Source organism: Campylobacter massiliensis (genome assembly GCF_014253065.1).
GTDB lineage: Bacteria > Campylobacterota > Campylobacteria > Campylobacterales > Campylobacteraceae > Campylobacter_A > Campylobacter_A massiliensis.
In genome coordinates this window covers 425,669-438,555 of record NZ_JACLZK010000001.1, presented here as the reverse complement: position 1 = coordinate 438,555, position 12,887 = coordinate 425,669, and the positions used below count along the sequence as shown (strand labels likewise).

Sequence of the window (12,887 nt, the reverse complement as noted above, 5' to 3'; positions counted from 1 at the left end):
TTCTTGTAAATTTACTTAAATTTTAGCAAAGTTTAGCCAACGAGACATAAAAACAGCATACCAAAACTACATAAATTTAGTCGTCAAATTTAAACGCTCTCACTCGCCGACTACTAACATCACGCCAAGCGTTATCATCGTTACGCCGACGAAAAACTCCAAAATTTTCCACGCGGCCGGCTTTTGGAACAGCGGCGCTAAAAATCTCGCTCCGTATCCGAGCGAAAAGAAAAACGCAAACGACGCGCACATCGCGCCCGCGCCAAAGAGTCCCGCGCGCTCGCTAAATTTCGTAGAAACCGAGCCCAAAAGTACGACCGTATCAAGATATACGTGCGGGTTTAGCCACGTAAAAGCTAGCGTAAGAAGCGCCGTTTTAATAACCGCACTGTGCGCCTCCTCGCCGCCTGCCGTTAGCGCATGCGAGGCGCTAAACGCGCTATAAAGGCTACGAACTCCGTAAATACTCAAAAATACGAATCCTCCCCAAAGCGCGGCCGTTTTGATGATAGGGTAGCGCTCAACCACGTAGCCAAAACCCGACACTCCTGCAAAAATCAGTGCAGCGTCGCTAAGCGCGCAGATAATGCAAACAAGAAAAACATGCTGTTTTTTGATGCCTTGTTTTAGCACGAAGGCATTTTGAGCTCCAATGGGTAAAATCAGCGAGAGCCCGAGCGAAAATCCAGAGAAAAAGGCATTAAAAGAAATCATTTTATCACTTATATTTTGTTTTTTAAATTTTGATCAAAACGCATATAACCAAAAGCTCGGCAAAGTAAAATTGCCGCACGCGTAGATTTTTGCAAATTTGCTCGCCGAATTTAGAAGTTTCAAGATGCGGGTTTGGGCATGTAAAATTTGAAGCCGAAATCTAAAAATTTGACTTTAAATTTGAATAGAGAATAATAAGGTGAAGTATCGCGAGATGATTTTTCGAGTTTTCTGCTTCACAAGCTCGCAGCTGCAAGCAGAAGAAGCAAAATTGAGCGTGCGCTAGGCATATAGCCTGCGGAGCGAAATTTTGCAAAATCTCGGAAAAGCGCTCGCGAGACGAGCCTTCCCAAAAGCCGCTTAACTTTCTTTCAAAAGTTTCGCCACCATCTGCTCGCTCTTCCCCTTATCGCTATCCTTTTTCGTCGCCTTGTATATCCCGCTCACGTACTCCTCGAGCACCTCTTGCGAGTTTATGCGCGCGTCGCCCTCTTTTGGCCTTACTTTTGTGTATTCGCCGCTGTTTTGCAGCTCAAACGCCAGCTCGTTATCGCTAAGCTGCAAGCGCAAAAACTCAAGCAAGCGCTCTTGCAAATTTTTATCTATGATCGGCGTCATGAGCTCTAGGCGGCGCTCTAGATTTCGCGGCATCCAGTCGGCGGAAGCGATGTAAATTTGAGGCTCGGCGTGCCTGAAATAAAATATCCTCGCATGCTCAAGGTATTTGCCGATGAGCGATCTCACGCGGATATTTTCGCTGAGGCCCTTCACACCCGGGCGCACACAGCAGATGCCACGCACGATGAGATCGATCTTTACGCCAGCGCTACTTGCCTTTACCAGCGCATCCACGATATCGCTATCTACTAGCGCGTTCATCTTTGCCACGATTCTGCCCTGCTCTCCGTGCGCGGTCTCGGTCTTTATCATCTCCAGCACGCGCTCTTTTATCTGCATCGGCGACATAGAAAGCGTCTGCAAGCGGCGGTTTTTAGAAAAACCCGAAAGTATATGAAAAAACGTCGTCGTATCGCTGGCAAACTCCGCCCTGCTCGTAAAATAGCTCACGTCGGTGTAAATTTTAGCCGAGCCGCCGTTGTAGTTGCCGGTGGATAGATGCATGTAAAATTTGAGCTTACCGCCCTCTTGGCGGATAACTTGGCTAACTTTTGCGTGCACCTTAAAGCCCGTGATGCCGTATATCACATGCGCGCCGGCGTCCTCTAGAGCCTTTGCCCAGTGTAGGTTGTTCTCCTCATCAAACCTCGCCTTTAGCTCGACCATCACGGTTACTTGCTTGCCGTCGTTTGCAGCGTCGATGAGAGCTTGAATGATAGGCGAGTTTTTATCGACGCGGTAGAGCGTCATACGGATCGAGATCACGCGCGGATCCTTGCTCGCCTCCCTGATAAACTGCACGACGGGATCAAAGCTCTCGTAGGGATGCACGACTAGCACGTCTTCTTTATCAATGACGTCAAACATCGAGAGGTGGCTGCTAAAAGGCGGCAATGTCTTTGGCGCGTACGGCGGCAGGCAAAGGTGCGAGAATTCTTTATTTCCCACGATTTGCCAGAGCGAATTTAGCGTCAGCGGTACGGTGTACTCATAGATATCCTTATAAAAAATCTTCATATGCGAGTTTAGAAACTCGACTATCTCGGCGTCGGCGTCCTTTTGTATCTGCATGCGGACAAAGGCGCCCTTGCGGCGCAATTTAAGCCCCTGTTCGAGGATCATCATGAAATCATCGGCTTCTTCTTCCTCGATCACGATATCGGCGTTTCGCGTAACCCTAAACGCCGCCGAGCTAAGTAGCTTGTAACCCGGGAAAATCTCCTCAGCGTGGCGATGCACGATCGTTTCTATCGGCACATAGACGTTGTCGGCCGCTTGATAGAATCTCGGCAAAACGCGCGAAATACGTATCATGCCAAATTTTATGATCTCTGGGCTATCCGCGTCGGCAAGCTTAACGGCCAGGCTAAAGCTAAGGTTGTTTAGATGAGGATACGGATGCGTGGCATCAACCGCGATAGGCACGATGACGGGCAGGATATTTGAGAAAAAATACTCGTCGCATTTGGCGCGAAGTTCGGGCGAAATTTCGTCGTAATTTTTCATAAAAAGCCCGTTTTGCGCGAGCTCTTTTAGCGCGTCTTTATAGTGTTTTTCCACGAGCGCGAGTTCGTCTTTGATGTATTTTCTGATCTCCCTTAGTTGCTCAAGCGGGCTCATGCCGTCGCTACCGCTAGCTGCGACTCCTGCGGCAAAAAGTTGCTTGAGCCCCGCGATGCGGATCATGTAAAATTCATCCAAATTCGTCATATAAATCGCGATAAATTTTAGCTTTTCAAGCGGCGGCAACGCCTTTTCGCATTGGGCTAAAACGCGCGAATTAAAGCGCAACCAACTAAGTTCGCGGTTGATAAAAACGCTCTTTGTCTCATCCATTTTCCATCCTTTTTAAACTTTCATAAATTTTAGCAAATTTTCTCTTAAATCACGGCCTTTCCGAAAAGCTGTAAGTTTGTGTTATAATAAACGAAAAACAAATTAAGCTTCGGCAAAAATAGGCAAGGAAAAAAGATGGATTATATTTGGGCGGTTATGATTTTATGCATTGGGATGGCGGTTTTTTGGATACTCAAAAAGATTTCGATGTAGCCACGTTGTAAATTTGAAAACAAATTTATATTTTGCGTCAAATTTGGTGTTTTTGTAGCAATTTTGCATTCTTGTTTTGAATTAAATTTAGTGCGATTTTCAGCTAATCAAAGATAAAAATTCGAGAGAATTTGAGGCAGAAAAACGGCGGCACAAATCGTCCGCCGCTATTAAATTAAAGATTATTTTCTTTTTTATACTCGGCCAAAAAGGCGTAAATTTCGTCTTTTAGTCTGAGTTTTTCGCGTTTTAGAGCATCCACTTCCGCATCGTTGTAGACATTGCCTTTTTGCATCTCTGCGATCTTTTCGTCTAGGTCGTTGTGTTTGTCGAAAAGCGACGTAAATCTCGCATTCGTGCCTTTTAGCTTAGTTATAAGCTCTCTATCTTCATGAAACATATTTGCTCCTTTGATGGATTAAATTTTAATTTAATTTTAGCGAATATTATTTTAAGAGCGGGTTAAAAACGCGCCGTATCTGGGCGATTTGGCAAATTTTACCCAGCCTAAGCCAAGCTTAAATTTATCAAATTTTATTGCGCCGACGAATTGTTTTTGCGTCAAATTTGAAGTGGTTACTTGATGCAAATTTAAGCCGAGTTAGCCGCGTAAAGCTCAAATTTAAACGTATTTTAGCTCTTCTGGCTTATGCTTGCTTTTTATGACGCGTTTAGTTAGGCGTATAGACTCGCCCGTGCCGATGACTAGCAGCTTCGTGCCTGTGCCTATCAGCGTATCGCCCTTTGGCATCGGTATAAATTTGTTATTTACGTCTTTGATGCCAACGACGTCGGCGTTTGTTATATTTCGCAGGTTAGTTTCTTTTAGGCGTTTAAAGCGCACCCACGAATAATCAGGCACCAATATCTCCTCGATGTCGATCGGCGAGTCTTGCTTATACAAAAACTGCTCGAGCAAATTTTCCATATCCGGACGTACGCTCATCGCGCTAAGGCGCTGAGCTACGAGCTTTGATGGGCTCACGACGCTGTTTGCTCCGAGCTTTTTTAGGCGCTCGGTATCGTCTTGGTTATCGGAGTTTGTCATTATAAAATACGGCTTTTTGCGCCCGATCTCTTTTTCATATAGCCTTACGGTGGCGATAAGGGCGATGTTATCGGCGATGTTTGGGCTTAGCGTGATCATGCCTTTTGCGCTTGAAAAATGCGTCTTTAAAAGCGCCGTTTGCGTGTGCGGCTGAGAGACGATATAGTATGGATACTTGTATTTTTCCGCGATTTCCGGCAGATCCTCACGCGGATCAATAACAATAAATGGGATGTGGTTTTCCCTAAATTCGCGGCTTAATTCCATTGTGTATTGGTTGTGATAGCAGATGACAAAGTGGTTTTTTAGTCTTGCGATCTTGTATAGCATTCGTCTTTCCTTTATGATCGCTACGAGCGCGCCTTTTTTTAAAACTTCGAGCATCAAACCCGTAGAAAACGTAAAAACGGCAAAGCCTAGCAAAATAAAAGTGATAGTAAAAATCCGGCCAGCCGGAGAAATAGGAGCGACCTCGGTAAAACCGACGGTCGTAAAAGTCATACCGGCCTGATAAATCGCGTCTATCAGGCTAAAACCGTCGATCGTGACGTAGCCCATAGCGCCGATCATCATCATCAAAACGACTAAGATGAGCGGTAAGCGAAACGGGCGAAGTTGTTCGTAAAGTTCGGTATTGAGGTTGATTTGAGGTTTGGCGGAACTTGACCAGTTGAGGAATTTTAAAATCTTTTTAAACAAAGACAACTCCTCAAATTTGCGGTAAATTTAGCGTGACTGTTTTCTCATCGTTCTTAGCGTAGAAGCAGCTACCTTGATCTTTCTCGTAGTGCCGTCCTCTAGCGTAACACGGATGGTTCTTAGATTTGGTAAAAACCTTCTTTTCGTTCTATTTTTCGCGTGGCTAACATTGTTGCCTACCATCGGGCCTTTGCCTGTTATTGCGCATACTCTTGACATATTTGTTTCCTTAAAAATAAAAATTTCTGCTGATTTTATCTAAAAGAAACAAAATAAAAGCTTAAAGCTACTTTTACAAAAGCGTTAGCTTTTAAACTGATTTTATGGATAAAAAAGCTAAAATATCGCAACTTAAACGCGGTTAAATTTTAAAAATTTACTAGTCGATTTTTAGCAAAATTTAAAATTTTAGGAAAGCTTTTATCCCCATTTATGAGACTGAGATTTAAAGATAACGTTGCGATATTTTACCCTCTTGGCTTTCTAGACGGAGATATCGACAAATACAGCATTGGCGATGCAAGCATGAGACAATTGCGCCAAAATGCGCCGCGCCATATACTAATATCCCTAAAAAACGCCGTTTATTTCAATAAGGTAGGCTTTAATCTCATCCTAGAAATCGTCTCAAGGCTAGCAAAAGAAAGTAACGCCGACATAGGCTTTTGCGACTACAACGAGCTTAAATTTAAAGCGCTAAAAAGGATGTCAAAGGACGTTTTAAACGTATCGTTTTTTGAGACTTCAAACGTCGCGCTCCTATTTTGGGGTACTTTTGAGCCGGAATTTGCAAACAGACGCATCATAGTATTTAACTCGGACGCCGAACAAAAACGTCAGATCGCACTGAGGCTTTCAGGCCGCGGATACAAGCCCGTGATCGCAAAAGATATCAACGAATTTAAGAGTACCTATAAAGATTTTGAATACGCCGTACATCTAACCGACATAAAATCAAGCAAAAAAGATATCAAAATCACGCTTAAAGAAAATGTCGTGATCTACGGCATAGACGGCTTTATCGACTCTTCTTTCTCGGAAAATTTCGACTATAAAGTTTTTCTAAATTCGCTCAAGGTTGGCTTTAAATTTTTTGTTTTTGATATGAGCAAATCAAGCTCTATCAACATCCACGGCGTATCGTTTTTAGCCAAACTTATGATGGAGTGCGCCGAATACGGAGCCACGATAGCTCTGTGCGGATTAAAAAAAGAAAGCATGTCAAAAGCGCTTGTTTATGACTTGGAAGACTGCGGGATTTTGCTTTACCGCTCGATAGAGGACTTTTTTAACGACGACGCTACGATAGAAGGCGGCGGCGCAACAGCCGAGGATAGACCCAAAAATATCACGAAAGAGCTTGTAGACGTCCTACCTAACTTGCTAAAAGTCATCATAGATACGCTGGCGTCTTTATCAAATTTACCCGTCACCCGTACCGCCACGGAGATAGCAAATTTTGGCTGCGACGAGGAGAAATTTTGCATGGGTTCGGTAGCGTTTTACGGCGACATCAATGCCAAATTTATTCTCTGCATCGAAAAATACGCCGTTCATAGGATCTGCAAAATTTTACTCCAAGAAGGTAGCGGCGTGAGTATGACCGAGGCCTACGCAGACCTACTTAGTGTCATCTCTGATCGCATCGAGGCGTGGCTAAAAGGCCAAAAGATAGAGGCAAATTTTACCTTGCCGCACGTTTTTGAAACCATCATAGACGAAGACAAAAAAAACAAAGGCGTCCTAGTGCGACTCGATATAGACGGTATGGACGCGATATTTTTTCTAAGTAAATAAAGGATAATCAAATGTACGTAGCACCGAGTATTTTATCGGCTGATTTTGGAAATTTAAGAGCCGAGATCGAGGCCATCTGCGAGGCCGGAGCCGATCTCGTGCATGTTGACGTGATGGACGGGCATTTCGTGCCAAATTTAACCATCGGCCCCGTCGTCGTAAACGCCGTAGCAAAGGCCGCTACAAAGCCGCTAGACATACACCTGATGGTGCAAAACAATACCTTTTTTGCGGATCTTTTTTTGCCTTTGAAGCCTAAATTTTTAAGCTTTCACATCGAGGAGGAAAAGCATCCGCTACGTCTAATAGATCATATCCGCAGTCACGGCGTGGGGCCTGCCATCGTTCTAAACCCGCATACTCCGATCTGGGCGATCGAGCACATCGTAAACGAGGTCGATATGGTGCTGCTAATGAGCGTAAATCCGGGGTTCGGTGGTCAAAAGTTTATCCCTTCGGTGCTCGAAAAAGCCCGCAGCTTACGCGAAATGATCGAGCGCAAAAATGCTAAATGTATGATCGAAGTCGACGGCGGCGTGACGGGACTAAACGTCGCGCAGCTCGACGAAGCGGGCGTGGATATCGTCGTGGCGGGCAGTTATATATTTTCGTCAAATTCATACGAGCACTCTATCCGCTCGCTAAAGCTCGAGTTTTGAACCAAGATTTTGAAAATTTACTAGCCGTCATCGCTAAGCGAAACGTGCCCTACGCGGACTTCGTCGCCGCAACCAAGCAAATGGACGAATACACCGAGCTTTTTGATGTTCGCGACGTGCAGATGTGGCGCGCGCTGGGGCTTGACATAACCCGCACCGCAAAAAACCAAATCGAGCTAAAAACTCGCCGCAAAGAGATAAAAGATCAAATTTTTTGCGTCGTAGATATAGAAACTAGCGGTGGTATAAATAGCGGCCAGATCATCGAAATCGGCGCGCTAAAGCTACAAAACGGCGAAATAATCGGCAAATTTGAAACCTTCGTGTACGCGCCCTACGTCCCGGAAAATATCAGCGAACTAACTGGCATCACCGCAGAACACCTAAAAAACGCGCCAAGCCTAGCCTTTGTCATGGAACAATTTAAAGTTTTTCTAGGCCAGAGCGTTTTTGTGGCACACAACGCTCGCTTCGACTATGGCTTTATCAGCGCGACGCTAGAGGCGCTAGGATACGGAGAGCTACTAAACCGCAAACTCTGCACGATCGACCTAGCCCGCCGCACTATCGCCTCGCCAAAATACGGCTTAGGCACGCTAAAAGAGATTTTAGGCATAAAGAACACTCACCACAGGGCACTAAGCGACGCTATCGCAGCGGCTGAAATTTTTAAATACTCACTACAAAAGCTCCCGAGCGAGGTAAAAACGACCGAGGATCTAATAGAATTTAGCAAATCGGCTAAGACGATGAAGCGACTAAAAATCACGACGAATGAAGCCGGCGAACCGGTCAAATTTGACGACAATGAAAATTTGAGCGAAGCAAGCGAGTCTCAAATTTTAAACGTCGGCGGCAAAATACAAAAAGAAAAAGAGCCTAAACTTCCAATATTTGACGAGTAAATTTAACTAAATTTTGCCGTAGTTAAATTTGCTAAATTTGAAGCCCGATATAAGCTCGCAAAAATATACTCTATCTCTGCCGCCTAGAAATCTTTCAAATTTAACAGAATAAAAAAGTAAATTTATAAAAATAGCAGCCAAGGTCGGCGCAAATTTGACCTACTCGCCGACTCGTTCGCCGTTTATTCGCACGATCCTAGCAGGGATTCCTACGACCGTGGCGTTATCGGGCACGTCTTTTAGCACTACCGAGTTTGCGCCTATCTTGGCGTTTTCGCCGATCAGGATGTTTCCTAGCACCTTTGCGCCGGCTGCTATCGTGACGCCGTTTTTTACGGTCGGGTGGCGCTTGCAGCACTCTTTGCCCGTGCCGCCTAGAGTTACTTGATGATAGATCAGCACGTCATCTCCCACCTCGGCCGTCTCGCCGATAACCACGCCCATACCGTGATCGATAAAAAGCCGCCTGCCGATCTTGGCGCCCGGATGTATCTCGATACCCGTTAAAAAGCGCGACATCTGCGAAACGAAGCGCGCCGTAAATCGCCAATTTTTAACATGCAAAAAGTGCGCGAATCTATGAAAAAAGACGGCGTGGATGCCCGGAGTATTGACGAGGATCGCCCCGTAGCAGCACGAGGCTACCGACGGGTCCTTTTCTCGCACGGTCGCGACCAGCTCGTTTAGCTCAGCTATCAGTCCCAAATCACGCCTCGTAAAGCGGAGTACTAAGATATCTCTCGCCGTTATCAGGAGCTATGAAAAGCACCTTTTTGCCCTTACCTAGCCTCTTTGCGACCTTTACCGCAGCCGCCAGAGCCGCGCCGCCCGAGATACCTAGCAAGATACCCTCCTCTTTAGCCAGCTTTCTAGCCGTCTCAAAGGCCTCGTCGTTATCCACGCGCTCTATCTCGTCGATGCAAGCAGTATCAAGCGTAGCCGGGATAAAGCCCGCTCCTATGCCCTGGATCTTGTGCGGACCGGGTTTTTCGCCCGAGATCACGGCGGAGTCGTTTGGCTCGACGGCGACGATCTTAGTCTTATAGCCGTTTGCTTTTAGCGCTCTTGCGGTGCCGCTTAGCGTACCGCCCGTGCCTACGCCCGCTACAAACGCGTCAAGCTCCCCGAAGTCGTCCATGATCTCTTTTGCCGTCGTTAGTTCGTGAGCCTGCGGGTTAAATTTATTTTCAAACTGACTTAGCATCACGTAGCCTTTTTCGCGCACGAGCTCGTTTGCTTTTTCGATCGCGCCCTTCATGCCCTTTGCGCCCTCGGTTAGCACTAGCTCCGCTCCGTAGGCCTTTTGTAGCTTGCGTCTTTCTATGCTCATAGTTTCAGGCATCACTAGTACGACCTTGTATCCCATCGCCGCGCCGACCATAGCCGCGCCTATGCCGGTGTTGCCGCTAGTTGGCTCCACGATGACGTCGCCTTTTTTTAGCGTGCCCTCTTTTTGCATACCGAGGATCATATTTGCGGCGATTCTATCTTTTACCGAGCCGCCCGGGTTAAAAAACTCAAGCTTTGCGTAGATTTCAGCCATGCCCTCTTCGTGCACGCTGTTTATCCTTACGATCGGCGTTTTACCGATGGTTTGAACGATGTTTTCATATATCATTTAGACTCCTTTTGAAAAAATCGTGTAATAATAACTTCTTTTTCCATAAATATAAATAAAATATAAAAAAATAAATTTTCTTTTATATTTCAGCCTAAAATTTAGCTCGCATTCTCTATGATTTTTAGCGTTTTTAGGCTATCTTCTATACTCGCGCCCGCACTTTGCTCACCGCTTAAGAGACGCACGAAGTCCTCTAGCTCGCTTGTTAGCGGATCGGTTCTTTTTACGAATATATTTTGCATTTTGCACGAGCTTGCGTCAAATTCGCTAAATTTAACGAGACTCTGATTTAGCAAATCAGCCTCGTAAACCGCCCCCTTGCACGCAACCTCAACCGTTCTTTTGCGTCTGTACGCTAGCCAGCTAGTAGCGATGAGAGCCGTTATCTCGCCATCAAGCTCAAACGACAAAACCGCGTTGTCTTCAAATTTGGCGTGGATTTTGCGCGAGCATTTTATATCGGCGCTTTTTATCTCTTTGCCGCTTAAAAATCTAATGAGATCTATATCGTGCACTGATAGATCGGCCAGTATGCCAACATCCGCGATTCGCTGCGGAAAGGGCGCGTTTCTGGTTATTTGCACGCTATAAATTTCCTCGTTTTCAAGCTCTTTTTTTAGCGCTACGATCGCGGGATTAAAGCGCTCGACGTGCCCGACGGCTACCTTTATATCTCGCCGCTTAGCTTCCTCAAGTAAAATTTGAGCGTCCGCGGCGTTTGCGCAAACGGGCTTTTCGATGAGCAAATTTAGCCCCTTTCGCATGCATTTTAGCGCCGCTTCTTTATGTAGCGAGGTCGGCGTAGCGATGACGGCGGCGTTTAAATTTTCGCTCTCTAGCATCTCGTCAAGATCAGCGTAAATTTTTTGCGCGAAATTTTCCTTGCTAAACGGATCGCAAAGCGCAACTATCTGCACGCCCCCGACGTTTTGTAGAGCGCGGTAGTGGTTTTTACCCATTACACCAAGACCTATGAGCGCAAATTTAAGCATTATTTATAACCTCGATGACGTAGTCTTGCTCCTCCTTGGTTACAAACGCGGACATCGGCAGCGCCATTATATCCTGCGCCACCGCCTCGCTCACGGCAAAATCTCCCCGCTTGTAGCCAAGATCCTTAAACACCTCTTGCAAATGCAGCGGCACGGGGTAATAAACTCCCGTCGGCACGCCTTTTTGCGCGCAGATTTCTAGCATCTTCGCCCTATCTTTTACGCGGATGCAGTACTGCGCCCACGCCGAGACGTTGCCCTGTGCGACAAAAGGCGCTACGACGCCCTTTAGCTCGCAAGAATACCGCACAGCGATCTCTTGGCGTTTTGCGATTTCGTCGCCGAGATATTTTAGCTTGACGTTTAAAATGCCCGCCTGGATGGCGTCGAGTCTGCCGTTTATGCCGACGTATTTGTGGATGTAGCGCTCGGACTGGCCGTGATTTAGTAGGATGCGTATCTTTTCGTTTAGGGCGTCGTCGTCCGTAAATATCGCTCCGCCGTCGCCGTAGCAGCCAAGCGGCTTAGCCGGGAAAAACGAGGTCGTAGCGATACGCGAAAGATTGCAGGATTTTACGCCGTTTTGGCTCGCACCAAAGCTTTGCGCGGCGTCTTCGATGACGACTAAGCCGTGCTTTTGCGCGATAGCGTTTATCGCCGCCATATCTGCCGCCTGCCCAAAAAGCGACACCGGCACGATAGCCTTGGTCTTTGGCGTGATCTTTGTTTCGATCAAATTTGGATCAATGTTGTACGTCCTCTCGTCGATATCGACGAACACGGGCTTTGCGCCCAGAAACGCTATCATCTCGGCCGTAGCGATAAAGGTAAAAGGCGTCGTGATGATCTCGTCGCTGGGCTTTATATCAAGCGCCATAAAGGCTAGCAGCAGCGCGTCCGTGCCGCTACTGCAAGCTATCGCGTGCTTTGCGCCGCTAAATTTAGCCAGATTTTCCTCCAGCTCGCCAACCTTGCCGCCGATATAGACCGAGCTATCCAGCACCTCTTTGATCTGCTCGTCGATTTCGTTTTTGTATTTTTGATACTGAGCTTGTAAATTTATAAAATTTATCTTCATCTTTGCCCCTATTTTATGGATTTTAGTATCTCTTCGCCAGTTTCGTCTAGCCTCTTGCCGTTAAAGTGCGCTTTGCAAAACTCCACTATCTTGCCGTGAAATTTGGCGTAAATTTCATTCATGTTTAGCTCGCGCCCGTAGGCTTTGCAAATTTGCTCGCTATCTACGGCTCCCAGCCACTCCTGCGCCTCTTCATAGCTTTCAAACTCATATCCAAAAAAGCTCAAAATCCGCAAAGCGTAGCTATCTACGACCATCACCTCGCGCCCGCACGCATAACAAAGCACCGCGTCGCAGCTCTCCGCGCCGATACCTTTGATGCCTAGCAACCACTCGCGGCTAACGTTTTCTTTGAAATTTTCAAAATCTCCGAATTTTTTAAAAATCGCCTCGCAAAGCGTTTTTAGGCGTTTTGCCTTGGTGTTGTAAAAGCCGCTTGGTTTTATGAGCAAGGCAAGCTCGGCCGCGGGAGTTTTTACGATACCTTCCAGACTCATCAAATTTACGTTTTTTAGATTATTTAGCGCTTTATCGGCGTCTTTCCAGTTGGTATTTTGTATCAAGACGGCGCCGACCACGACCTCGAAAGTGCCCGCATTTGGCCACCAAAGAGGGCCGTCCGCGTCAGCCTTTACGCCCGCGTTTTTTAGCGCCAAAAAAAGCTGCGTGCTATCCATCGTTTTCCTTTTTCTTTGTTTTTTAGCAAA

13 protein-coding genes are annotated in these 12,887 nt (G+C 46.4%); 3 read left to right on the top strand and 10 right to left on the bottom strand.

Annotated elements, in window-relative coordinates; all coding sequences use genetic code 11:
- Positions 1 to 99 precede the first annotated feature (99 nt).
- The 5 genes from H7R39_RS02065 to rpmB all read right to left on the bottom strand — a co-directional run bounded on the left by H7R39_RS02065 (position 100) and on the right by rpmB (position 5,347).
- A complete protein-coding gene (locus tag H7R39_RS02065) occupies positions 100 to 714 on the bottom strand; it encodes a LysE/ArgO family amino acid transporter (RefSeq protein WP_185897756.1) in 615 nt (204 codons plus the stop codon).
- A 360-nt stretch (positions 715 to 1,074) separates the two neighbouring features.
- Complete coding sequence (locus H7R39_RS02060; RefSeq protein ID WP_185897755.1) at positions 1,075 to 3,168, bottom strand: RNA degradosome polyphosphate kinase; 2,094 nt, start codon at positions 3,166 to 3,168, stop codon at positions 1,075 to 1,077.
- 388 nt (positions 3,169 to 3,556) lie between these two features.
- Positions 3,557 to 3,781, bottom strand: a complete 225-nt coding sequence (locus tag H7R39_RS02055) for a YdcH family protein (protein WP_002946649.1) — start codon at positions 3,779 to 3,781, stop codon at positions 3,557 to 3,559.
- Between the two features lie 222 nt (positions 3,782 to 4,003).
- Positions 4,004 to 5,128, bottom strand: a complete 1,125-nt coding sequence (locus H7R39_RS02050; RefSeq protein ID WP_407644561.1) for a potassium channel family protein — start codon at positions 5,126 to 5,128, stop codon at positions 4,004 to 4,006.
- 27 nt (positions 5,129 to 5,155) lie between these two features.
- Complete coding sequence (rpmB, locus tag H7R39_RS02045; protein WP_002945979.1) at positions 5,156 to 5,347, bottom strand: 50S ribosomal protein L28; 192 nt, start codon at positions 5,345 to 5,347, stop codon at positions 5,156 to 5,158.
- A 213-nt stretch (positions 5,348 to 5,560) separates the two neighbouring features.
- Between rpmB and H7R39_RS02040 the strand changes: the two genes are divergently transcribed.
- The 3 genes from H7R39_RS02040 to H7R39_RS02030 are packed head-to-tail and all read left to right on the top strand — an operon-like array spanning position 5,561 to position 8,489.
- On the top strand, positions 5,561 to 6,925 hold the full coding sequence (locus H7R39_RS02040; RefSeq protein ID WP_185897753.1) for an STAS domain-containing protein: 1,365 nt from the start codon (positions 5,561 to 5,563) through the stop codon (positions 6,923 to 6,925).
- A gap of 11 nt (positions 6,926 to 6,936) precedes the next feature.
- Complete coding sequence (gene rpe, locus H7R39_RS02035; RefSeq protein ID WP_185897752.1) at positions 6,937 to 7,584, top strand: ribulose-phosphate 3-epimerase; 648 nt, start codon at positions 6,937 to 6,939, stop codon at positions 7,582 to 7,584.
- Positions 7,581 to 8,489, top strand: coding sequence for a 3'-5' exonuclease (locus H7R39_RS02030; RefSeq protein ID WP_185897751.1), 909 nt, complete (start codon positions 7,581 to 7,583; stop codon positions 8,487 to 8,489). The genes rpe and H7R39_RS02030 overlap by 4 nt, the downstream gene beginning before the upstream one ends.
- Positions 8,490 to 8,648: 159 nt before the next feature.
- Here the strand turns inward: H7R39_RS02030 and cysE are convergent, their stop codons facing one another.
- From cysE to H7R39_RS02005, 5 genes are all read right to left on the bottom strand, one after another.
- Positions 8,649 to 9,185, bottom strand: coding sequence for a serine O-acetyltransferase (cysE, locus tag H7R39_RS02025; protein ID WP_442551149.1), 537 nt, complete (start codon positions 9,183 to 9,185; stop codon positions 8,649 to 8,651).
- A 10-nt stretch (positions 9,186 to 9,195) separates the two neighbouring features.
- The gene (gene cysK / locus H7R39_RS02020) at positions 9,196 to 10,107 is read right to left on the bottom strand and encodes a cysteine synthase A (protein WP_185897750.1); all 912 of its coding nucleotides are present in this window, start codon (positions 10,105 to 10,107) and stop codon (positions 9,196 to 9,198) included.
- 101 nt (positions 10,108 to 10,208) lie between these two features.
- Positions 10,209 to 11,102 (bottom strand): Gfo/Idh/MocA family protein, encoded by an 894-nt coding sequence (locus H7R39_RS02015; protein WP_185897749.1) that lies wholly within the window; start codon positions 11,100 to 11,102, stop codon positions 10,209 to 10,211.
- The gene (locus tag H7R39_RS02010) at positions 11,095 to 12,180 is read right to left on the bottom strand and encodes a DegT/DnrJ/EryC1/StrS family aminotransferase (RefSeq protein ID WP_185897748.1); all 1,086 of its coding nucleotides are present in this window, start codon (positions 12,178 to 12,180) and stop codon (positions 11,095 to 11,097) included. Before H7R39_RS02010 ends, H7R39_RS02015 begins: the two co-directional genes overlap by 8 nt.
- An 8-nt stretch (positions 12,181 to 12,188) precedes the next feature.
- Complete coding sequence (locus H7R39_RS02005) at positions 12,189 to 12,857, bottom strand: 3-methyladenine DNA glycosylase (protein ID WP_185897747.1); 669 nt, start codon at positions 12,855 to 12,857, stop codon at positions 12,189 to 12,191.
- Between the last annotated feature and the right edge of the window lie 30 nt (positions 12,858 to 12,887).